The organism is Oceanobacillus bengalensis (genome assembly GCF_003628445.1).
In the GTDB taxonomy this organism is placed as follows: Bacteria; Bacillota; Bacilli; order Bacillales; family Amphibacillaceae; genus Oceanobacillus; species Oceanobacillus bengalensis.
In genome coordinates this window covers 14,980-39,042 of sequence record NZ_RBZO01000014.1, presented here as the reverse complement: position 1 = coordinate 39,042, position 24,063 = coordinate 14,980, and the positions used below count along the sequence as shown (strand labels likewise).

The window sequence follows — 24,063 nt, the reverse complement described above, 5'->3', positions numbered from 1 at the left end:
ATTTCTGTGAATTTAATATTGAGATTAGATTAATTTATTTTATTAATAAGCTGTATGATCTCTTCGTCGTCACCTGGGTCAACGTACACTTGCTTTGTATTTTCAATAATGTCTTTGTAGAATGCTTCCCCAGCAGGATACTGGCCATCCCAACGTAAAGGAACGTTGTACACATTAATCGTGCCATCCCCATTACCACTATAAGTTACCGAACCAGCTACTAAGCGACCACCTGCTAGCTGGATCACATCTTCCGGATAAACAGCACTTGTCTCATCATCTGGATTAAGGGCTGTTCCAGCTGGAATATGCTGAACATACAATTCGTCCACTTCTTTTAAAGCTCCAAGTTGTAACCAAATTCGAGCATATTCAATTTCATCAGAAGAATATTTAGATAATCCACTGTTTTCTTCCCCTTCTAATGTATTGCTTGACTCGTTGTTTCCTATTTCTTCTGTAGATGTATCATTAGAGTCGAAAGTTTCTGATTCATCTGTTCCTGTTGTGGGGTTTGATTCATCTTTTTCATCGTTTATTCGTTTTTTATCTTCGGTCAAATCCGTTTCTTCTTCAGATTCTTGCGCTGAGGTATTCTCTTTAGTAGCTGTTTCTGATTCTTCGCTCGTATCGCTTGCACATCCTACGAGCAATAGGACAAATAATAGTAGAGTAACATTACAATAAAAGCGCTTTCTTTGTTTCTTCATTCAATCATTCCTTTCTCACTATTACAACATATCAAATAATGGTCGTATGTCAATATTTGTTCTCCAATACGTAACAAATTTCAACTTTTTTTGACTTACTCAACACTTAACTTGAATACCTTTCCTTTTTTCTGTACAATTTGAGAGATATAATTATAAAAGGAGTGAACGGTAATGGGAAATGTTTTTGTATTTGACCATCCATTAATTCAACATAAATTAACGTACATAAGAGATGTGAAAACTGGTACGAAGGAATTTCGCGAGCTTGTAGATGAAGTGGCGATGTTAATGGCCTTCGAAATTACGAGAGATCTTCCTCTACAAGATGTAGAAGTGAATACACCAGTAACAACTGCAAATGCAAAAGTATTGTCTGGTAAGAAGATTGGTTTAGTTCCTATTTTACGTGCTGGATTAGGTATGGTGGACGGTGTACGTAAGTTAATTCCGGCAGCAAAAGTAGGACATGTTGGTTTGTATCGCGATCCGAAGACATTAAAACCTGTTGAATATTACGTTAAATTACCTTCTGATATTCATGAACGTGAATTAATTGTAATTGATCCAATGCTTGCTACAGGTGGATCAGCTAATGACGCAATTGAAGCTTTGAAGAAACGCGGTGCTAAACATATCCGCCTTATGTGTTTAGTGGCTGCCCCTGAGGGTGTAGAGTTAATTAAGAAAGAGCATCCAGATGTGGACATTTATTTAGCAGCATTAGATGAAAGATTAGATGAACATGGTTATATCGTTCCAGGACTAGGTGACGCAGGTGACCGTCTATTCGGCACAAAATAAAGGCCCGAACGGTTACAGGCACGTAATAAAAAAGAGTTGTTGTTTTAGATAACAGCTCTTTTTTGTGTGGGCTCTTTTCTAAAGGCTCTTTTTGCATAATTAGTTGTTTTTTTATAACTGACTTTTATATAGACTTCAAACTAACTTAATTCAGATTATCTTAAATCGGAGCACATCTCGCCGTCTGGGATCGCTCCGGGCGGATGCGGACCTTAGGGCACGGCCTCAGCCCTCCTCGTGACGCACAGAACGCTTCTTCCGGGGTCTTCGGACACGTGCTATTCCCGCAGGAGTCACCGCCCTCCACTCACCCAGACTAGTGAAGTAGTACGATGCTTTTTGACTTTCCGTATCAAAGGAGATAATGGTTAGTAACTTAAACTCAGTGTGTTTCCGGAACGATGTGCTTCACACAATACTGAATTAAATATATCAACTCTTTACATCAACTATGAGGCGAAAGAAGCAACAAAAATTACGAAAACAGCCTTTGTTTAAAAGGGAACGCTCATAAATCAGAATTTCCTCCCAAATAACCTGCAGAACACTCATAAATCAGACCTCACTGCACACTGCTTCCATGAATTTCAGTCTACCGAGAAATGCCATGCATATTTCCCCCTGACAAGACCAAAACTAAGAAGTAAAAGAATAGGGGGACATCACCATGCGTTTATTCATATTTTTAGCTCTAATTATAGCCGCCATTTATTCCCCGGTAGTAATCCAGGCTGAAGAAGACGAACAGGAGTCTATTATTGTTGAAGTGGAAGGAGACCCAGAAGAACATAAGGAATACCTGGAAATCCACCATCCATTTATCGATGTCGTGGCTACTTATGACATTCTTTTTAATGGGTTAGCCCTACAAGGTAATCCCCGAGATTTGGAAAAAATGGAATCGTTGGAATTTATTAAAGCGGTTCATGATGTGCAGACATATGAAGCTCTCCCATATAAAATTAGTGAAGTCCCGAAAAAAGAGGACGTTGTTTTGCCATCACAACTAAATAACACAAGCTATACGGGTGAAGGTGTTAAAGTAGCGGTTATTGATACGGGAATTGATCACAATCATCCAGATTTAGAAGCAAATTATAAACAAGGGTATGATCTTGTAGATCTAGATGATGACCCAATGGAGACGGTTGAAAGCCAGGGGATGGCAACACTTCATGGATCACATGTCTCTGGCATTATTGCAGCTAATGGAGAATTGCAAGGTGTTGCACCTGAAGCGGATATTTATGCATATCGAGCGCTAGGCCCTGGTGGTGCGGGGACGTCTGTACAAGTAATCGCTGCTATGGAGCAAGCGGTGAAAGACGAGGTGGATGTTATGAATCTGTCTTTAGGTAATTCTGTTAATGGCCCAGATTATCCGACTAGTGTAGCGGTTAATCGTGCCGTAGAACTCGGGATACCTGTGGTCATTGCGAATGGAAATAGTGGACCAAATAATTGGACGGTTGGCGCACCAGCTACTGCAACCGATGCGCTATCAGTAGGTGCATCAACAAATCCGATGGAAATTCCTTATTTACAGTTAGCCTTTGACGAAACAATCATCCCCTTGCAATTAATGATGGGCTCGGTACCTTGGCATCTGAATAGAGATTATAAAGTAGTAGATGCCGTTCAGGAATCAAGTCTACATGGGAAAATCGCTCTCATTCAGCGTGGTGAGACCCCTTTTTATGAGTTAGCCAAAGCAGCAGAGGAAAAAGGGGCAGAAGCAGTTTTAATTTATAATAATGAAGAGGATATGATGCAAGGGTCGATAGATAATGGACAAGAATCTATCGGTATTCCTGTAGCATTTATCACGAAACAAGAAGGGGAAATGTTATTGGAAAAAATAGGGCAGAAAAGCCTGTATGCGGAGACAAATTATCATGAAGCAGATACAACGATTGCTCCATTTAGTTCACGTGGGCCGGTAACTGTGAATTGGGATATTAAACCAGATGTTCTCGCTCCAGGGACGAATATAATGAGTACCGTCCCTGGTGGATATCAGGCGTTACAAGGGACAAGTATGGCTGCCCCACATGTTGCAGGTGTAATTGCTCTTATAAAAGAGGCCCATCCGGATTGGACAACCCGTCAAATCTATGGAGCAATTGAAACGACAGCACAACCACTAATGACGGAAGAGGGCGGCTTACTTCCACCGAATGAGCAAGGAATGGGTGTTATTCAACCAGAAGAAGCAATCGAAACAAACACAATTATCCATAATCCAAAAGTCACCTTTGGGAAGATAGAGACCTTCCATCAAACGAAGGATTTTGAAATTAAGATAGAAAATACCTCGGACAAAGCCCAGACCTATTCTTTTGAAATCCCGAAAAAGCAGCAAGGGCTAGTATGGCATGTACCGAAAACCTTCACACTGGAAGGGAAGGAAACCAAAAATCTGAAGATAGAGTTAAGTATTACATCCCCACTACTAGAAGAGGGAATGCATCAAGGCTGGCTAACCTTGCGACAAGAAGATACATCATTTCAGTTACCGTATCTTTTTATTAATCAAGCGACTGATAATCCAAAGGCAATGGGTTTTGGATTTTCGCTTAAGGCATTTTCAGATGATGAGTACATGTACCAATTATATGTCACAGATCCAACGAAGCGGATAGAGGTAGAATTATATGATGCACAGACACTTTTGTTTGAGAGAACACTACTAGAGATAGAAAACTTAAAAATCGGAATGAACGAAGGGGAAATGGAAAAGTCAGAAATTGGAAAGCCAGGAAGTTATCATGCGGTAATTACGGTCTATCTTGAGGATGGTAGGAAGGAAAGTTATGAAAGCCCACTCTTTATTGAGTAAAAATTAGACAAATGGTACGCATGAATTTTGTTCACAAAACCGTCAAAATTAGGTGTCGTTATATCATGTAGATTGAAAAGACGAGCGGCATCTAATGTCGACGGGAATCCATGCTGGCCGGTATTTTCTAATAAAGCGATTAAGTGTAATTTTAGCGTGATTTATCTTCTTAAAGCGATTGACAATGCACGTCCTGCTAATGTAAACTTACTTAGTGTGGGATGAGAAGGTTTTCATTGAAAGAATGTATCTATTAATATATTTCTCATTTCATAATCTAGTTAGGATGGAATGTGCTGTTTTAGACGATACATAGTATAAGGCAAATCCTTCCAAAATAACTTTTTAGGTCTAGGCTTAAGAGGCTAAATTAGGAGCGTAGAGTAAACATGTCCGAATATGATCTTATGGTAAGAAGACAACGAAAGTGGATGCTCTATCTTCTAGCAATCTTCGTAGTTGGAGTTGGTTTTACTAGCTACACACGTATCTTCTATGGCCTGTTATTAGGAACAACTGTAAGCTTCTATAACTTATGGTTGTTGCAGCACAAAACAAAAGCGTTTGGAAAAGCTGTTGCAGAACAAGGTAAGGCACGTGGGGGTCTAGGAACTTTCTCGAGATTAGCCGCTGCTGTATTAGCTGTTTTAATCGCGCTTCGGTTTGAAGAAACCTTCCATATTATTGCGGTAGTTATTGGTATCGTAACTTCATATTTTGTATTGGCGTTAGATGGAATCGTTCAATTCATCACTCATAGTAAAAAAAAACAAAATATTCCCAATGACAATTAGCGATTATATGGTAATTCTTTAACGAAACAGATTGAAAAGGGGTGATAAACTTGAATCATGAAGCTCCATTATTAAATGATGCTTTTGGAATTTCATGGCTTGACTTTAATTTAGCGAATGTTCTTATGATAATTGTATCTTCAGTCGTTGTCTTTGTTTTCTGTGTGTGGGCAAGCCGCAAACTGCAAATGAAGCCAACTGGATTTCAAAATTTCATGGAATGGCTAGTAGAGTTCGTGAAAGGAATCGTAAATGACACGATGGATTGGAAGACTGGTAAAGTGTTCCTACCGCTTGGATTAACCTTACTACTTTACATATTTGTAAGTAATATGTTAGGTGTTATGACAAACGGGGTCGTTGGTCATGATTTATGGTGGAAATCACCAACAGCTGATGCAACACTAACATTAACACTGTCAGCCACAGTAATTATACTAACCCACTTCTATGGTATTAAATTACAAGGATCCAAGCATTATTTTAAGACATTTGTAAGTCCAGTACCATTGATGTTGCCATTTAAGATTATTGAGGAGTTCACAAATACGCTGACACTCGGTCTTCGTTTATTTGGTAATATCTATGCAGGGGAAGTCTTGCTTACATTGCTAGTAGGTATGGTTATGGCAGGTGGCTTAGGAGTAGTAGGAATTATTCCTATGGTCGTTTGGCAAGCATTTAGTACATTTATTGGAGCAATCCAAGCGTATGTATTTGTTATGTTAACAATGGTATACATGTCTCACAAAGTGAGCAGTGACCATTAAAATAAAAAAAATAATAAGGTTTAACAATAAAAGGAGGAAATAAATAATGGCAGCATTAGCAGCAGCAATTGCAATTGGTTTAGCAGCATTAGGAGCTGGTATTGGTAACGGTATGATCGTAAGTAAAACAGTAGAAGGTATTGCACGTCAACCAGAATTAAGAGGACCACTACAAGGTACAATGTTTATCGGGGTAGCACTAGTAGAGGCGATTCCGATTATCGCAGCAGTTATCGCATTCATGGCTATTTTTATGTAATAACGTTTTATTTTACAACATTAACATGGCGAAGTTCCTTTACATCGAATCTTCGCCATTCCTTTATGCCTAATTGAAATATAATTCTATGAACATCACCCATAACTATATAGCATGAATAGTTACTGTCGAAAGGAGTGGAATCCGTGCAATCATACGTTGGTTTAATGACACTTAGTGCAAGTGTTGGGGGATTTAGGTTTGGAGATATGGCAGTACAATTAATTGCGTTCATCATCTTACTCATCCTACTCAAGAAATTCGCTTGGGGCCCTCTTATGAATATGATGCAAAAGCGTGAAGAATATGTTGCAGGCGAAATTGAAGCTGCTGAGAAAAGTAGACTTGAAGCTGAACAAGCGTCTAAAGATGCTGCGGCTGAGTTACTTCAAGTAAAACAAGAAGCACAAAAAATGATAGAAAATGCAAAAAATGCTGGTGTGAAGCAGGAACAAGATATCATCGAAGCTGCACGCAAGGAAGCAGAACGTATTAAGGTTCAAGCACAAGCAGATATTCAAAACGAAAAAGAGCAAGCAATACAAGTACTTCAAGCGCAAGTTGCCTCTCTATCCGTACTTATAGCTGGTAAGGTAATTGAGAAGGAAATCTCTGAGAAAGACCAAGAAGAATTGATTAACACATTTCTTAAAGAGGTAGGAGAAGGGCGATGAGTGAACAAGTTGTTTCAAAACGTTACGCAGATGCTCTTTTTCAACTTGGTAAAGAAAAACTTAGTTTAGATAAATTTGTCGATGAATTTACCATTGTTCGCAGGATTTTTCAAGATAACGAAGAATTAAAGACATTCTTGTTGCATCCTGGAATCAATAATGTGAAGAAGAAACAGCTATTAATGGAAGCGTTCGGGGGAATGCATACTGACGTAATCAATACATTAAAATTAATTGTTGACCGTCATCGTACTGACCTCATTCCGTCCATTATTGACGGGTTTCTCCAATTAGTGAACGATGCAAAAGGAATAGCAGTTGCTACCGTATATTCTGTTCGTGAATTATCCAATGATGAAAAACTCAATCTTAAGATGTCTTTTGTCAAACGATTAAATAAGAGTGAAGTACATATTCAAAATGTTGTTGATCCTTCTTTAATCGGTGGAATGAAGATTCGTATTGGTAACACCATTTATGATGGTTCTATCAGTAGAAAATTACAGCGAATCGAACGGGATATCGTATCAGCAAACATATGATGATAGGGGTGAAAGGCTATGAGCATTAATGCTGAAGAAATCAGTACACTGATAAAACAACAAATCGCAAACTATGAAGCTGATTTAGAAGTCAATGATGTTGGAACAGTTATTGAAGTTGGGGACGGTATTGCACGTGCACACGGTCTTGACAACGCGATGGCTGGAGAACTACTTGAGTTCTCTAATGGTGTCATGGGATTGGCACAGAACTTAGAAGAAAGTAACGTTGGTATCGTTATTTTAGGACCATATACAGGAATTAAAGAAGGCGATGAAGTTCGCCGTACAGGTCGCATTATGCAAGTGCCTGTTGGTGAAGGATTATTAGGAAGAGTTGTTAACCCACTTGGACAACCAATCGATGGAAAAGGTCCAATCGAATCAACGAAAACTCGCCCAATTGAGGCGCAAGCACCGGGAGTAATGGATCGTAAATCAGTTGATGAGCCATTACAAACAGGTATTAAAGCAATCGATGCACTTGTTCCGATTGGTCGTGGACAACGTGAGTTAATCATCGGTGACCGTCAAACAGGTAAAACAACACTTGCAGTGGATACAATTATCAATCAAAAAGACCAAGATATGATTTGTATCTATGTAGCAATCGGACAAAAAGAGTCAACCGTTCGTGGAACGGTTGAAACATTCCGTCGCTACGGTGCTTTAGAAAATACAATCGTTGTAACTGCTGGTGCATCTGACCCTGCTCCATTATTATACCTTGCACCATATGCAGGTGTAGCAATGGGTGAAGAATTTATGTATAACGGTAAACACGTCCTTGTTGTATATGATGACTTGTCTAAACAAGCCGTTGCATATCGTGAACTTTCTTTACTATTACGTCGTCCACCAGGTCGTGAAGCATTCCCAGGGGATGTATTCTACCTACATTCACGTTTATTAGAACGTGCTGCTAAATTAAGTGATGCATTAGGTGGCGGTTCATTAACTGCATTACCTTTCGTTGAAACACAAGCAGGCGATATTGGTGCATATATTCCAACAAACGTTATCTCAATTACAGATGGACAAATCTTCTTACAATCTGACTTGTTCTTCTCTGGTGTACGTCCGGCAATCAATGCTGGTTTGTCTGTATCCCGTGTAGGTGGTTCCGCACAAATCAAAGCAATGAAAAAAGTTGCTGGTACATTGCGTCTAGACCTTGCGTCATTCCGTGAGCTAGAAGCATTCTCTCAATTTGGTTCTGACCTTGATAAAGCAACTCAAGCGAAACTAAACCGTGGGGAACGTACTGTAGAAGTACTTAAGCAAGGCTTGCATAAACCATTAGCTGTTGAAAAACAAGTTATGATCATTTATGCATTAACAAAAGGATTCTTAGATGATATTCCTGTAGAAGATATACTACGTTTTGAAAGCGAAATGAACGTATGGTTAGATTCTAATCGTGCAGAATTACTTGCTTCCATTCGTGAAACTGGTGGCCTACCAGAAGCAAGCGACATGAACGATGCAATCGAATCATTCAAGAAAACATTCTTACCATCAAATAACTAAAGCGAAAGCGACCGTTAAGGGACGTACGAACTGGACTGAGCCGGAGGAGATAAAGGAAACACAATGAGCGGAAGCGAATTGATGTTGACTTATCGTACGGAGGTGAGGGAAGTTGCGCTAGTCCCTGGTCGCTAGAGCTAGAAGATAACTAAAGCGGAAGCGACCGTTTAGGGACGTACAGATTGGACTGAGCCGTAGAAGATAAAGGAAACACAATGAGCGGAAGCGAATTGATGTAGACTTATCGTACGGAGGTGAGGGAAATCTGCTAGTCCCTGGTCGCTAGAGCTAGAAGATAACTAAAGCGAAAGCGATGTTTGATAAATTAAAAAAACAGAAATCATAAAGTGTTCACTTATGATTTCTGACTTCTAACCTCTGTTATACGAAAGTGTGGTGAAAGAAGCTTGGCATCACTTAGAGATATTAAAGCCCGAATTGATTCTACAAAGAAAACAAGGAAGATTACATCAGCCATGCAGTTAGTATCTGCATCAAAAATGAATAAAGCAGAACAAAATGCAAAAGGCTATGTTCCTTATAGCGAAAAAATGCAGGAAGTTGTTGCAAATATAGCAAACAGTAATCCTGATGTTTCGCATCCTATGTTAGAAAAGCGAAAAGTGAAAAAGACTGGGTATATTGTAATTACATCTGATCGTGGGTTAGTTGGAGCATACAATAGCCATGTTTTAAAAACGTTGCAACAGGAAATACAGAAGCGTCATCAGTCTGCTGATGAATATACAGTAATTGTCCTTGGACGTAAAGGCTACGATTATTGTAAGAAGCGAGATATTCCTGTATCAAATAGTATCTTAGGGGTGGCCGATCATCCAGTTTTTGCAGATATTAAGGAGCTTGCACAGCAAACGGTAGCAATGTACAGTGATGGTGAAATCGATGAGTTAAACATCATTTATAACCATTATGTTAGTGCAGTTTCTCAGAAACCAACAATGAATAAATTATTACCACTTGAAGATTTGCATGAACATGGGTCAACGATTTCTGAATATGAATATGAACCAAATCAAGAGCAAATTTTAAAAGTTTTATTACCATTATATGCGGAAAGTTTAATTTTTGGTGCATTATTAGATGGAAAAGCGAGCGAACACGCAGCAAGTATGACGGCAATGAGTAGTGCTACGGATAATGCTGGAGAACTTATTGATAACCTAACATTAACGTATAACCGCGCACGTCAAGCTGCGATTACACAACAAATCACTGAAATTAGTGGTGGTGCAGCAGCACTTGAGTAGCTCCTTAACCTTTAGAAAGTAGGAGGGAAAACTTTTGAGTAAAGGACATGTGACACAAGTAATGGGGCCAGTTGTCGACGTAAAATTCGATGAAGGCGCACTCCCAAATGTATATGATGCGTTAACCGTCCCAATGGGGTCAGATGGTGCAAAAGGTACTGAACTTACATTAGAAGTAGCACTTCAATTAGGTGACAATACGGTTCGTACCATTGCAATGGCTTCTACAGACGGATTAAAACGTGGAGCAGCAGTTGAAAATTTAGGTAGACCAATCTCTGTACCAGTTGGGGATGTAACGTTAGGCCGCGTATTTAATGTATTAGGGGATAACATTGATTTAGATGAACCTCTTCCAGCTAGCGTTCGCAGAGACCCAATTCACCGCGAATCTCCTAAATTTGAAAACCTGTCTACTAATACGGAAATTTTAGAAACAGGAATCAAAGTAGTAGACCTTTTAGCACCTTATATCAAAGGTGGTAAAATTGGATTGTTCGGTGGTGCCGGTGTAGGTAAAACCGTATTAATTCAAGAGCTAATCAACAACATTGCTCAAGAGCACGGTGGTATCTCGGTTTTCGCTGGTGTTGGAGAGCGTACACGTGAAGGTAATGACCTTTACTATGAAATGAAAGATTCAGGAGTTATCGCTAAAACTGCCATGGTATTCGGACAAATGAACGAGCCACCTGGTGCACGTATGCGTGTAGCACTTACTGGACTTACAATGGCGGAATATTTCCGTGATGAACAAGGACAGGACGTTCTATTGTTCGTTGATAATATCTTCCGATTCACACAAGCAGGTTCTGAGGTATCAGCGTTACTTGGACGTATGCCTTCTGCCGTTGGTTACCAACCGACACTTGCAACAGAAATGGGACAATTACAAGAACGTATTACATCAACAGATAAAGGTTCTGTAACATCGATTCAGGCTATTTATGTACCTGCCGATGACTATACTGACCCAGCTCCAGCAACGACATTTGCTCACTTAGATGCAACAACGAACCTAGAGCGTAGCTTATCTGAACAAGGTATCTACCCAGCCGTGGATCCGTTAGCATCTACATCACGTGCACTTGACCCAGAAATTGTTGGGGAAGATCATTATAAAGTAGCGATTGAAGTACAACAAATTCTTCAACGTTATAAAGAATTACAAGACATCATTGCGATCTTAGGTATGGATGAGTTAGGCGATGAGGACAAACTTATTGTTGCTCGTGCACGTCGTATCCAATTCTTCTTATCTCAAAACTTCCACGTAGCGGAGCAGTTTACTGGACAACCCGGTTCTTATGTACCGGTAGCAGAAACGGTTAAAGGATTTAGAGAGATCTTAGACGGTAAATACGATGACCTTCCAGAAGATGCATTCCGTCTTGTAGGGCGCATTGAAGAAGTAGTCGAAAAAGCAAATAGTTTAGCTTAATAAGAAAAGTGAGGGAAGTCTCGCTAGTCCCTGGACGTCCTGAGCTAGACAATAAGAATAGCGCGAGATAGATGTTAAGGCTTCCAGTTCGATACATCTATCTCTATCATAGGAGGGGTTACATTGAAAACACTAACTGTGAGTGTTGTTACTCCTAATGGTCCCGTTTTGGAAGGCGATTACGAAATGATTGTTGCCAAAGCTGAAACTGGTGAAATTGGTATTTTACCAAACCACATCCCACTAGTTGCTCCTCTTTCCATTGCTGCAATTCGACTAAAAAATGGCAATGATCAGAGGCAATTAGCAGTAAATGGTGGCGTAATGGAAGTTAGTTCGAATAAAGTTACCATTCTTGCACAATCTGCAGAAAAACCTGAAGATATTGATGAAAAACGTGCAAGGGAAGCGAAAGAACGAGCTGAACGCCGTATTCAATCAAAACAAGACGATATCGATTACCTACGGGCTGAATTAGCACTCAAACGAGCAATCAACCGATTAGATGTATTAAGTAAATAATATTTATTGGTAAACCCCCTATACTGATTAAGGTATAGGGGATATTTTCATGTTTGGATTAGCTTGTATGCATTTTTGCTCTAGTTCAGTTATAGACAAGAAAATGCTTAAACTTAAGAAAATTGTCAAATACCTTTTGCTAAGTTGACGTAAGGTGACGTAAGCTTTGCAACTATACGCAAAGAAATCAGATTTCTAATAAAATTTTGAATGTCGAAAGGCAACAATTTCTTACAAAATACTCCAAAAAATTTTTTCGCTTTACTAAAACACGTCTAAGAAGACAATTCCCCTTTCTACAATCTTCGGACACAAAATTAGTAAATCGATTCTATTTGATATTTCCAGGGAAATTCCACTATATTTCTACAACAAACGGCTAATACTTATTAGATTCGATTGACTTTTGACAGCATTCATGGCAAAGTACAAGTAGCAAATAAAAATAAGGGGCTTTTTTATGTTTTCTATTGGCCAATGGGCTCTAATTAGCATTTTCTCACATTTCCTATTTATTTATTTTACATGGCGTGTCATCGTTTCAATAAATATTGACTCAATAATACGAAAAGGCCGTGTAACGGAGGCAAGAATTTTAATGTTTTTTGTCGCTGTTGTTATTGGAGCAGGTGTTAGCCGATTTTTCTTGGATATTTTGCAATGGTCGGGCGACTTAGTTTACCTCTTCTAATTAGTAACTCCACAATAAAGAGGATAGTGTGTTTCTAGAGAATCTACTATTCTACTATTTATTCTGTTATAAAATCGTATAATAATAGAACCTCTTGTTCATAATGATGATAGAAGTTTGAATGAGGGGGCTTTTTTATGTGGAAAATCGTTCTTATTACTATTATTATGTTGTTTACAGCAAATGCGACGACTGTTCAAGGATCTGAAAGTCATGATATTTTTCAGTTGGCTGGGTTCTTTGAAGATGCAGATATAGAGATTGGCCAGTGGCAAGTAATGATAAAGGAACAAAAAACGATAACAGATATTGAACGAATTCTTGATGAACTTCAAGATAGTTATAAAGGCTCTAGAACGGAAGAAGAAACTGTAATAAAATATCAATTTAGAGACCCACAAATAGATAATAATATGTCCGTATTATATAATATTGTTATACCCAAAGATAATCTAACTTATCCAGAGTTAATTGTTGTATTCGAGGGGAATAATTGGGGACAAGAAGTGAAAGAAACGTATCTTATGAAAGAATCGATTTGTATGGAATTTTTTACAGACTCCAGAAAAATATTTTCCTGGATGAATGCTATGTCAAGTGATATAATAATTGAAGGTGAGTTTCAACAAAAGCTTACAAATTATTTTAACCTTCAACAAATTAATACACATTTTGACAATACTCCGAATTCAGTGAGTAAAAAATTTGTTTACGGGTATACAACCCATATAAATGAACAGATCATCATTGAACGTACCCCAATAAATGTACAAGTAGCAATAACTAAGAATGAAAAAGGTATTACAGAACTTACGGTAGGAACACCTATCCTAATAAATGAATATTAATATAATGAAATTGGATCTGAAGGAGATTTGTTACATGGAAAAAATCATCGTAAGAGGCGGACACCAATTGAATGGCACCGTCAGGGTGGAAGGTGCTAAAAATGCAGTACTCCCTGTTATCGCAGCAAGTTTAATCGCTAGTGAAGGTAAGAGCGTCATTACAGATGTTCCTGTCTTAGCGGATGTATATACAATAAACGAAGTATTACGAAACATGAATGTCGATGTTCAATTTAATGCTGGGAAAAATACAGTTATAGTTGATGCATCAAGGCAATTAACGACAGAAGCACCGTTTGAGTATGTTCGGAAAATGCGTGCTTCTGTATTAGTGTTGGGACCACTTCTAGCCCGCTATGGCCATGCGAAAGTGGCTATGCCAGGTGGGTGTGCAATCGGATCACGTCCGATTGATCTACACTTAAAAGGCTTTGAAGCAATGGGTGCCGAAATACATGTTGGTAACGGTTTTGTAGAAGCAAATGTAGACGGACGCCTTAAAGGTGCTAAAATATATTTGGATATGCCAAGTGTAGGTGCAACAGAAAATATTATGATGGCTGCAGCATTAGCTGAAGGAAAAACAGTTATCGAAAATTGTGCCAAAGAGCCTGAGATTGTAGATTTGGCGAATTATTTAAATAAAATGGGTGCAAGAATTGTTGGAGCAGGTACGGAAACAATTCGTATTAAGGGTGTAGAAAAACTTCGTGGTGTACAGCATTCCATTATTCCTGACCGAATTGAAGCTGGTACCTTCATGGTCGCAGCGGCAATTACAAATGGAAATATCCTTATCGAGAATGCGGTTCCTGAACATTTACGTTCCGTTATTTCAAAAATGGAAGAGATGAATGTAACGATTAAAGAAGAAGCTGGTGGGCTTCGTGTTATCGGTCCAGATAAGTATAATTTAAAAGCAACGGATATAAAGACTTTGCCATATCCTGGTTTTCCAACAGATATGCAATCACAAATGATGGCATTAATGTTACAAGCTAAAGGTACAAGTGTTATTACCGAAACTGTATTTGAAAATCGCTTTATGCATGTAGAAGAATTTAGACGTATGAATGCGAAAATGAAAATAGAGGGACGTAGCGTTATTATTGAAGGACCTTCAGACCTACAAGGTGCAGAGGTTGCTGCGACAGATTTACGTGCTGCTGCTGCGCTAATTTTGGCTGGATTATGTGCTGAAGGAAATACACGAGTAACGGAATTAAAACACCTTGATCGTGGTTACGTTAATTTAGCTGAAAAACTTGCATCACTTGGTGCAGACATTGAACGTGTAGACGATAATGAAGTAATGGTACAAGTAGATTATAAGAACAATAGAATTGTGGCAAAATTATCTTAATATTTATTTCCAAAAAAAGCAGATGGCTCCGGTCATCTGCTTTTTTTATTTGGTTATTGGCTACAAATTACTGTAAATAAATAGGAAAATATTCTATTCCCTATATTCTTAATTTGTGATAATATTAATAGAAAATTAACAATTATCGGAAGAGGGTGGCAAGTGAAAACTTTAAATATAAGGATTCTTAGAAGCGTTTAACTCGAGAAGAGAGCAAATATCTGGAGAAGAGAGCAAATATCCGTAGAAGAGAGCTTATATCTGGAGAAGAGAGGTTATATCCCGAGAAGAGAGGTTATATCCGTAGAAGAGAGGTTATATCCGTAGAAGAGAGCTTATATCCGGAGAAAAGAGCTTATATCCGTAGAAGAGAGGTTATATCCGTAGAAGAGAGGTTATATCCGTAGAAGAGAGGTTATATCCGTAGAAGAGAGGTTATATCCGTAGAAGAGAGGTTATATCCGTAGAAGAGAGGTTATATCCCGAGAAGAGAGGTTATATCTGGAGAAGAGAGGTTATATCCGTAGAAGAGAGGTTATATCCCGAGAAGAGGGCTTATATCCAGAGAAGAGAGCTTATATCCAGAGAAGAGAGCTTATATCCAGAGAAGAGGGATTATATCCGTAGAAGAGGGCTTATATCCGTAGAAGAGAGCTTATATCCGTAGAAGAGAGGTTATATCCGTAGAAAAGAGCTTATATCCGTAGAAGAGAGCTTTTATCCAGAGAAAAACTTCTTTTTTCCAAGAATACATATGATTCGTAAGTAGATACCAGACATTGGGGGTGGCATGTAGATGCTCCAGTATATCTTAAAGCGATTTTTAATTTCTATGGTGACGTTGTGGATTATTGTTACTATTACATTTATCTTGATGGTTAGTATTCCAGGTTCACCTTTTAATGATGAACGTGCATCGAATGAAACGGTGCAGGCAAATCTAGAGGCGCATTATAATCTAGATGATCCTTATCATGTACAATACTTGCTTTATTTGAAATCGGTTGCAACGCTAGATTTTGGCCCTTCCATTAAGCAGCCGAATCAAACAGTTAATGATCTATTGGGGAGAGGTTTTCCGATTTCATTTGAGCTTGGTATTGTAACGATTATTGTGGCAGTTATTTCTGGTATCGTCTTAGGAATCATTTCCGCACTTCGCCATAATGGGATTGTTGATTATTTAGCTATGGGATTAGCTGTACTCGGTATTTCTATTCCAAACTTTATTTTAGCAACATTGCTTATTCAAGAGTTAGCAGTCAATGCGAAAATTTTCCCGGTTGCGACTTGGTCAAGTCCAATGCATATGGTACTTCCAGTATTGGCGCTTGCAACAGGGCCAATGGCAATTATTGCTCGATTAACAAGATCGACCATGATTGAAGTATTAACGCAAGATTACATAAAAATGGCCCGTGCCAAAGGCCTATCACCATGGAAAATAACCATTAAACATGCGTTACGAAATGCACTCATGCCGATTGTCACGATTATGGGTACCCTACTTGCAGGAATTTTGACGGGAACCTTTGTGATCGAGCAAATTTTTGCAATTCCTGGGATGGGTAAATATTTTGTCGAGAGTATTAATCAACGCGATTATCCCGTTATTATGGGAACAACTGTATTTTATAGTGCCTTTCTAATTTTCATGCTTTTCTTGGTGGATATCGTTTATGGCATTCTGGACCCTCGAATAAAATTACATAAAAAAGGAGGGGAATAGGAGATGCGTACATTAGGTGAACGATATGAAAGTCATTCTACTTCAAATGTACCAGAGGAATGGTTTTCCTTAAAAGAGAAGGATAAAGAAGCTGCTGAAGTTGTATTAAGACCCTCGCTTTCCTACTGGCAGGATGCATGGAGAAGATTAAGGAAAAATAAGATGGCGATGCTAGGGCTTGTTTTTCTCATTTTGCTAAGTTTTATGGCCATATTCGGTCCGATGATGACGCCATATGAAGTGAATGTACAGGACCGTCCGAACCAATACCAACCTCCATCTTCAGAGCATTGGTTCGGAACGGATTCAGCTGGACGTGATGTTTTTACAAGAACATGGTACGGCGCACGTATATCATTATTTGTAGGGTTAGTTGCAGCACTAATTGATGTGTTTATCGGGATAATCTGGGGTGGAATATCTGGCTATAAGGGCGGGAGAACCGATACGATTATGATGCGCATCATTGAGATTTTATATGGAATTCCAAGTCTACTTGTTACGATTCTGCTATTAGTTGTATTAGGTCCTAGTTTATTCACTATTATTCTAGCATTAACAATTACAGGCTGGGTAGGGATGGCCCGAATTGTGCGGGGACAGGTCCTACAAATTAAGAATTATGAATTTGTTCTAGCATCCCAGTCTTTTGGTGGCAAGGCCTCAAGAATTATTCGAAAACATTTGCTCCCAAATACGATGGGACCAATTATCGTACAAATGACGCTATCTGTCCCTTCTGCAATATTTGCAGAAGCTTTCTTAAGTTTTATCGGACTAGGTATTCAAGCGCCATATGCGAGTTGGGGTGTCATGGCGAATGATTCGTTAGGTGCAATTCTTTCAGGAAATTGGTGGACATTGTTCTTCCCAGCATTCTTTATTTCGTTTACGATGTTTGCCTTTAATGTATTAGGTGACGGGCTACAAGATGCCCTTGATCCAAAACTGAGAAAGTAGGTGTGGACAATCGAAAGAATACTAGAAGTTGAGAACCTACATGTGACCTTTTCTACCTATGGAGGAACGGTGAGAGCTGTAAGAGGTGTTGATTTCTATTTAAATAAAGGGGAAACACTTGCAATCGTAGGAGAGTCAGGCTGTGGAAAAAGTGTGACATCAAATGCAATCATGCGTCTCATTCCAAATCCACCAGGAAAAATAACCGATGGGAGAATTACTTTTAAAGGGAAGGATTTAACAAGCTATACGGAAAAGGAAATGCGTAAGGTTCGTGGGGTTGATATTTCAATGATATTCCAGGATCCAATGACAGCACTTAATCCTACCCTTACAATTGGGACACAATTGATGGAAGGGCTTGTTGAGCATCAAAAAGTCTCATCTAAGGAAGCAAAGAAAAAGGCCATAGAAATGATGGAACTCGTTGGCATTCCAAGCCCTGAAGAAAGGCTAAAGCAATATCCACATCAATTTAGTGGTGGGATGCGTCAACGAATTGTAATTGCAATTGCGCTCATTTGTAAACCAGAATTGCTAATCGCTGACGAACCAACAACAGCATTAGATGTTACCATTCAGGCGCAAATTCTTGAACTATTTGAGAAGATACAAGAAGCAACAGACGTTTCTATTATTCTAATTACACACGATTTGGGCGTAGTAGCAAAGATTGCTGACCGGATTGCGGTGATGTATGCTGGAAAGATTATTGAAACAGGTACAAAGCGGGATATCTTTTATAAACCGCAACATCCGTATACGAAAGGTCTATTAAATTCTGTTCCAAGATTGGATGAGAAAGGGAAGTTACAGCCAATCGATGGAACGCCACCAGATTTATTCTCACCTCCGGTAGGCTGTCCTTTTACAGCAAGATGTCCACTTGCTATGGAGGTGTGTGATAAAGTTTACCCCAATCAAACAGAGCTTTCAGATGTACATCAAGTAAACTGTTGGCTACAGGATGAGCGGGCGAAAAAACTACTAGCTTCTACAGTTAGTAAGTAAATGAATAAGGGGGCAAAAGAATGAAGAAGTTTCTATTGATTCTATTGGCAATTTTTACGGTTGGATTACTTGCGGCGTGTACAACGGGTGAAGACGCGGGAGAAGAAGAGCCAGCGGAGGAAACAGACCAGAAGGACGACACTACAGAAGAAGAGGCAAATGAAGAAGCGGTAACAGAAGGAGAGAAAGTACTTCTATTAAACAATGGCATTGAACCAACTTCCTTTGACCCATCCATTGGTTTTGACCAAGTATCATGGGATCCTTTAAACAACCTGATGGAAGGACTAACTCGTCTTGATCAAGATTCGAAGGCTGGCCCAGGGGTTGCTGAAAGTTGGGATATCTCAGACGATGGCCTTACGTATACGTTCCATCTCCGTGAAGATGCCAACTGGTCAAATGGTGACCCTGTTGTAGCAGAAGATTTTGTTTTTGCGTGGAAACATATGCTGAATCCAGAAACAGCTTCACCTGCAGCGTTCTTAGCATATTTCATTGAAGGGGCTGAAAGTTATAATAATGAAGAAGGCTCTAGTGATGATGTAGCAGTTACGGCAGTCGATGAGAAAACGTTAGAGGTCGTTCTAACAGCTCCTACTGGATTCTTCTTAGATGTACTAACAAATCCTGCATTCTTTCCAGTGAATCACCAGGTTGCCCAGGATAATTCTGAATGGCATGCTGAAGCTGATTCCTTCGTTGCCAATGGTCCATTCCTACTTGAATCTTGGGACCATAATGTCGAATTAGTGATCGCGAAAAATCCTGAATACTGGGATGCAGCTGCTGTGAAATTAGATAAGGTTCATTTTGCAATGGTAAATGATACGAATACACAATACCAAATGTTTGAAAGTGGAGAGCTTGATACGGCAACTATTCCACCAGAAATGTCAGATCAATTAATTGATGGAGAAAATGTATTTATTGGTCCGTATGGTGGTCTTGAATTTTATCGTTTCAACCTTACAGAAGAACCATTCCAAAATAAGAAAATCAGACAGGCGTTTGCATATGCAACGAATCGAGATGAAATTGCCCAGTACGTTGTTAAAAATGGTGTCGAGCCTGCATATGGTTTTATTTCACCAGGATTCACAACACCTTCTGGAGAGGACTTTCGTGATGTAAATGGAGACCTTGTACCTTATGATCCTGAGTTAGCAAAGCAATTACTTGCTGAAGGGATGGAGGAAGAAGGATACGATGAATTGCCAGAAATAACATTGACGTATAGCACAAGTGATAGCAATAAAGCTGTTGCCGAAGCGATGCAAGATATGTTCATCCAAAATCTAGACGTTGAAGTAACACTAGAAAACCAAGAGTGGGGTGTGTTTGCTGAAGCACAGCAAAACTTAGAACTGCAATTTTCTCGTAGTTCATTCATCAATGATTACAATGACCCAGTAAACTTCTTAGAAAGCTTTATCACCGATTCGTATATGAACCGCACAGGATTTTCTAGTGCTGCGTATGATGAATTAATTGCAAATGGAAGAGCAGAAACAGATCCAGAAGCACGATACAATTATTTATTTGAAGCTGAAAAATTATTAGCAGAAGAAATGATTGCAATGCCAATTCGCTATTATAATACAGTTGTTCTAGAAGCGGAAGGTGTATCTGGTATTTTACGACATCCAGTAGGCTACTTTGATTTGAAATATGCAGATAAGCAATAAGAGATTGGAATGGCTCATTTGAAGAAACACATGGCCACGCCCCACGCCTAGGTTGGCTGGGTGTGGCCTAATGAAACACCACTTATACATATATCACAAAGGAGCGGTGTAAATGCTATTACCAGAGAGGTTGCATAAAGGGGATAGGGTTGGAATAATTGCCCCGGCAGGACCGCCAAATCTTATGAATTTGCAAAAAGCAATATCTTTTTTTGAAGCGTTTGACCTGAAAGTGCAGTACGGCAAACATATCGACAAAGTCCATGGTTACTTAGCAGGCACGGATGAAGAACGGCTTTGTGATTTCCATGACATGGTAGCAAATCCGGATATTAAGGCAATCTTCTTTGCACGCGGTGGATACGGAACTGCACGCATTGCGCCATATATTAATTATCAGTTGATTAAAGAGAATCCTAAAATAATTTGGGGATATAGTGATATAACTTATTTACATACTGCAATACGCAAGCATTCAAATATGATAACCTTTCACGGACCGATGGCTGCTTCTGATTTAGGGAAAGAAGAACTTGATGAACGAACAACATTTCACATGTGGAAACAGCTATTTGAACCTGCGGAGGTGGCCTATACGGAAAATACATTTGGAGGTAGCTATCCACTTAAAGTGATTCAATCTGGTGAGGTAGAAGGTCAACTTGTTGGAGGGAATTTGTCGCTTTTAGTCAGTTCGATTGGAACACCATTTGAAATAGATACGAAAGGGAAGTTGCTATTTATTGAAGACATTGGAGAAGAACCTTATCGTATTGACAGCATGCTTAATCAGTTGAAACTGTCAGGTAAACTTTCGGAAGCTGCTGGAATTATTATCGGTGATTTCGCGAATGCTGAGTCAAAACTACCTTCTTCTTTTACAGTAGAGGAAGTTTTTGAAGATTATTTTAGCCATTTATGTTGTCCGGTGATGAGTGGATTTATGATAGGCCATTGTTTACCACACTTTGCTATACCACTTGGTGTACGTGCAAAGTTATCAACCGATAATAAAATGCTTGTTGTTGAACCAGGGGTAAGGTGAAAAAGTGGCTGGTGCCCGGTTCCTCTAATTTGATAGAGAAGTACTCACTTGAATTCGAGCGACAGAGATCCAAATTCGAGCGGCATTGATCCGAATTCGAGCAGCATTGATCCAAATTCGAGCGACAGAGACCCAAATTCGCGCGGCGGTGATCCGGATTCGAGCGGCAGTGATCCAAATTCGCGCGGCAGTGATCCAAATTCGAGCGACAGAGACCCAAATTCGCGCGACGGTGATCCGAATTCGAGCGGCAGTGATCCAAATTCGAGCGGCATTGATCCAAATTCGAGCGGCATTGATCCAAATTCGAGCGGCAGAGACCCAAATTCGCGCGGCGGTGATCCGGATTCGAGCGGCAGTGATCCAAATTCGCGCGGCAACCAAATGAAAGTCCAAACATTCCCCCCCTGAGAAATAGCATATATGAGTTATTTCCATGAATATAACATCATAATAAAAATTAAAACAAACGTTTGATTCATTGAATTCAGATTGAGAAAGGGGCAGCATGATGTTTAAACAAACGTTCGACCTATTTTCTAAAGAAATATGGATTACAGCGGTTCAAGTTGGTACAGTGTGGACGAATCCACAGTCAATAAGGGAGATTGATAGAGAAGGAACAATGATGCCAACGGATATCGACCACTGGATTACATCATTATCCTATGAAGATAGTCTAGCATTATGCGACGAAAATAGAATACAAACGCAAACGCTATTTGGTGAGCCGGTAATAGTTACAGAGATAAAAGGGGATTTCGCGCATGTTATTATTCCCTCACAGCCCTCTAAGAAGGATGAACGGGGATATCCTGGTTGGATGCCACTAGCACAAATTAAAAAAGTGAAGAAGCAAGAATGGATTAAACCTCAAACAGCGGCTGTCACAATCGATAAAGCATGGTTGGAAATGTTCGATGCAGAAAAAGAAATGAAATTGAGCTATTTAACGCTATTGCCAGTTGAAAATATTCATCACGATCGAGTAGAGGTAATAACACCATTGGGTAACCGATTTTTATCAAAAGAGGATGTCAGTATTTTTCCTACAAAGGAAGGCTTGTCTTGTGGGGAAGCTCAGGATATTGTGAAATCTGTAGAACGTTTTGTTGGTCTTCAATATTTCTGGGGTGGGATGAGTGCATTTGGCTACGATTGTTCTGGTCTCGCATATGCCGCGCATAAAGCAAACGGGTACCTTATTCCAAGGGATGCTGGAGACCAAGCGAAAGCAGGAGTCGAAGTTCCGTTAACAGATATTAAGAAAGGTGATTTATTATTTTTTGCCTATAAAGCAGGAAAAGGGAGTATTCATCACGTAGGTATATATGAAGGTAAAGGTAAGATGCTCCATGCACCACAAACAGGTAAAGGTGTTGAATCTACTATGATAGCCGGTACAAAATATGAAAAAGAACTTTGTGCAGCTAGACGATATGCCAGGTAGAGCTAGATATAGGCAAAGGGGGAACATGATGGAAGAAAGAATCTTAGATGTGAAAAAATTATCCAAGTATTTTGATATGGGAAAAGGAAAAACATTGAAGGCAGTAAATGATGTAAGTTTCTTTGTTAACAGGGGAGAGACGTTTGGTTTAGTAGGTGAGTCTGGGTGCGGGAAATCAACGATTGGGCGGACGATTATGGGCCTATATAACAAAACCAGTGGTGATGTAATCTTTGACGGTATTAATGTACATAGCTTAAATGAAACGGAAAAGTTTGATTTTTACCGTAAAATACAAATGATATTCCAGGACCCATACGCATCGTTAAATCCTCGTTCAACCGTAAAGGAAATTATTGCAGAGCCGATGGAAATTCACGGATTATATAAAAGTAAGACTGAACAACTTGACCGTGTATATGAGCTACTAGAAGAGGTAGGGTTGAACAGGGACCATGCTAATCGCTATCCGCATGAATTCAGTGGTGGTCAACGACAACGGATTGGGATTGCCCGAGCACTTGCGTTAGACCCTGATTTTGTCATTGCGGATGAACCGATTTCCGCACTAGATGTCTCTGTACAAGCGCAAGTTGTAAATCTATTAAAGGAATTACAACTAGAGAAAGGACTAACATTTTTATTTATTGCACATGATTTGGCAATGGTGAGACAATTTGCGGACAGGATTGGTGTGATGTACTTAGGGAATATGGTTGAATTAACCGATAGTGACGGGCTTTATGACAAACCGTTACATCCTTATACACAAGCCTTGTTATCCGCAATTCCCATTCCAGATCCTGATATTGAAGAAGAACGGGAACGAATCATATTAGAAGGAGAGTTGCCAAGCCCTGTTGATCCACCGAGTGGCTGTGTGTTCCGCACGCGTTGTCCGATGGCAATGGCAGTATGTCGGGAAGTAAAGCCGACTTTCCAGGAAATTGAACAAAAACATTACGTAGCTTGTCATTTATATGATGAAACATTGGACGAAATTGCGAAAGAAAAGTTGAATATTGTTACAAACTAATGCTGCCACCTATGCACTTCATGTGTATGGGTTTTTATTTTTGCGGCTAAAATTTTTAAAAATTTGTTCTATAAAATCCTCAAACTGTA

General features: G+C 39.4%; 23 protein-coding genes. 21 read left to right on the top strand and 2 right to left on the bottom strand.

What is annotated here, in order from left to right:
• Positions 1–29 precede the first annotated feature (29 nt).
• Entirely contained in the window at positions 30–710 is a 681-nt protein-coding gene (locus tag D8M05_RS10230) for a hypothetical protein (RefSeq protein WP_121131455.1), read from the bottom strand.
• Positions 711–884: 174 nt separating this feature from the next.
• On the opposite strand from D8M05_RS10230, the gene upp reads away from it, so the two are divergent.
• The 19 genes from upp to D8M05_RS10135 all read left to right on the top strand — a co-directional run bounded on the left by upp (position 885) and on the right by D8M05_RS10135 (position 21,488).
• Positions 885–1,514, top strand: a complete 630-nt coding sequence (gene upp / locus D8M05_RS10225) for a uracil phosphoribosyltransferase (RefSeq protein WP_121131454.1) — start codon at positions 885–887, stop codon at positions 1,512–1,514.
• Positions 1,515–2,181: 667 nt separating this feature from the next.
• The gene (locus tag D8M05_RS10220) at positions 2,182–4,353 is read left to right on the top strand and encodes a S8 family serine peptidase (RefSeq protein ID WP_121131452.1); all 2,172 of its coding nucleotides are present in this window, start codon (positions 2,182–2,184) and stop codon (positions 4,351–4,353) included.
• Positions 4,354–4,742: 389 nt separating this feature from the next.
• Complete coding sequence (locus tag D8M05_RS10215; protein WP_121131450.1) at positions 4,743–5,147, top strand: ATP synthase subunit I; 405 nt, start codon at positions 4,743–4,745, stop codon at positions 5,145–5,147.
• Positions 5,148–5,197: 50 nt separating this feature from the next.
• On the top strand, positions 5,198–5,917 hold the full coding sequence (atpB, locus tag D8M05_RS10210; RefSeq protein WP_121131448.1) for a F0F1 ATP synthase subunit A: 720 nt from the start codon (positions 5,198–5,200) through the stop codon (positions 5,915–5,917).
• Between the two features lie 46 nt (positions 5,918–5,963).
• Positions 5,964–6,176, top strand: a complete 213-nt coding sequence (gene atpE / locus D8M05_RS10205) for a F0F1 ATP synthase subunit C (protein ID WP_121131446.1) — start codon at positions 5,964–5,966, stop codon at positions 6,174–6,176.
• Between the two features lie 146 nt (positions 6,177–6,322).
• Complete coding sequence (gene atpF / locus D8M05_RS10200) at positions 6,323–6,850, top strand: F0F1 ATP synthase subunit B (protein WP_121131445.1); 528 nt, start codon at positions 6,323–6,325, stop codon at positions 6,848–6,850.
• A complete protein-coding gene (locus tag D8M05_RS10195; RefSeq protein WP_121131443.1) occupies positions 6,847–7,392 on the top strand; it encodes a F0F1 ATP synthase subunit delta in 546 nt (181 codons plus the stop codon). Before atpF ends, D8M05_RS10195 begins: the two co-directional genes overlap by 4 nt.
• A gap of 18 nt (positions 7,393–7,410) precedes the next feature.
• Positions 7,411–8,922: a F0F1 ATP synthase subunit alpha gene (gene atpA, locus D8M05_RS10190; RefSeq protein WP_121131441.1), complete on the top strand. Its 1,512-nt coding sequence runs from the start codon at positions 7,411–7,413 to the stop codon at positions 8,920–8,922.
• Positions 8,923–9,329: 407 nt separating this feature from the next.
• Entirely contained in the window at positions 9,330–10,190 is an 861-nt protein-coding gene (gene atpG / locus D8M05_RS10185) for an ATP synthase F1 subunit gamma (RefSeq protein ID WP_121131439.1), read from the top strand.
• 34 nt (positions 10,191–10,224) lie between these two features.
• Positions 10,225–11,631, top strand: a complete 1,407-nt coding sequence (atpD, locus tag D8M05_RS10180) for a F0F1 ATP synthase subunit beta (RefSeq protein WP_121131437.1) — start codon at positions 10,225–10,227, stop codon at positions 11,629–11,631.
• Between the two features lie 123 nt (positions 11,632–11,754).
• On the top strand, positions 11,755–12,153 hold the full coding sequence (locus D8M05_RS10175; RefSeq protein WP_121131436.1) for a F0F1 ATP synthase subunit epsilon: 399 nt from the start codon (positions 11,755–11,757) through the stop codon (positions 12,151–12,153).
• A 460-nt stretch (positions 12,154–12,613) separates the two neighbouring features.
• Complete coding sequence (locus D8M05_RS10170; protein WP_121131434.1) at positions 12,614–12,844, top strand: DUF1146 family protein; 231 nt, start codon at positions 12,614–12,616, stop codon at positions 12,842–12,844.
• Positions 12,845–12,981: 137 nt separating this feature from the next.
• Entirely contained in the window at positions 12,982–13,692 is a 711-nt protein-coding gene (locus D8M05_RS10165) for a YwmB family TATA-box binding protein (RefSeq protein WP_121131432.1), read from the top strand.
• Positions 13,693–13,726: 34 nt separating this feature from the next.
• Complete coding sequence (murA, locus tag D8M05_RS10160) at positions 13,727–15,055, top strand: UDP-N-acetylglucosamine 1-carboxyvinyltransferase (RefSeq protein WP_121131430.1); 1,329 nt, start codon at positions 13,727–13,729, stop codon at positions 15,053–15,055.
• A gap of 796 nt (positions 15,056–15,851) precedes the next feature.
• Entirely contained in the window at positions 15,852–16,784 is a 933-nt protein-coding gene (locus D8M05_RS10155) for an ABC transporter permease (protein WP_121131428.1), read from the top strand.
• 3 nt (positions 16,785–16,787) lie between these two features.
• Positions 16,788–17,744, top strand: a complete 957-nt coding sequence (locus D8M05_RS10150; protein WP_121131427.1) for an ABC transporter permease — start codon at positions 16,788–16,790, stop codon at positions 17,742–17,744.
• Positions 17,745–17,753: 9 nt separating this feature from the next.
• Positions 17,754–18,755, top strand: coding sequence for an ABC transporter ATP-binding protein (locus D8M05_RS10145; RefSeq protein ID WP_121131566.1), 1,002 nt, complete (start codon positions 17,754–17,756; stop codon positions 18,753–18,755).
• 20 nt (positions 18,756–18,775) lie between these two features.
• The gene (locus D8M05_RS10140; protein WP_121131425.1) at positions 18,776–20,443 is read left to right on the top strand and encodes a peptide ABC transporter substrate-binding protein; all 1,668 of its coding nucleotides are present in this window, start codon (positions 18,776–18,778) and stop codon (positions 20,441–20,443) included.
• A 112-nt stretch (positions 20,444–20,555) separates the two neighbouring features.
• The gene (locus D8M05_RS10135) at positions 20,556–21,488 is read left to right on the top strand and encodes a S66 peptidase family protein (RefSeq protein ID WP_121131423.1); all 933 of its coding nucleotides are present in this window, start codon (positions 20,556–20,558) and stop codon (positions 21,486–21,488) included.
• A 44-nt stretch (positions 21,489–21,532) separates the two neighbouring features.
• Here D8M05_RS10135 and D8M05_RS10130 read toward each other — a convergent pair whose 3' ends face one another.
• A complete protein-coding gene (locus D8M05_RS10130) occupies positions 21,533–21,868 on the bottom strand; it encodes a hypothetical protein (protein WP_147405174.1) in 336 nt (111 codons plus the stop codon).
• A 128-nt stretch (positions 21,869–21,996) separates the two neighbouring features.
• Here D8M05_RS10130 and D8M05_RS10125 point away from each other — a divergent pair, with 128 nt between their 5' ends.
• Positions 21,997–22,938 (top strand): C40 family peptidase, encoded by a 942-nt coding sequence (locus tag D8M05_RS10125; RefSeq protein WP_342772257.1) that lies wholly within the window; start codon positions 21,997–21,999, stop codon positions 22,936–22,938.
• 25 nt (positions 22,939–22,963) lie between these two features.
• On the top strand, positions 22,964–23,974 hold the full coding sequence (locus D8M05_RS10120) for an ABC transporter ATP-binding protein (RefSeq protein ID WP_281271906.1): 1,011 nt from the start codon (positions 22,964–22,966) through the stop codon (positions 23,972–23,974).
• The last annotated feature ends 89 nt before the right edge of the window (positions 23,975–24,063 follow it).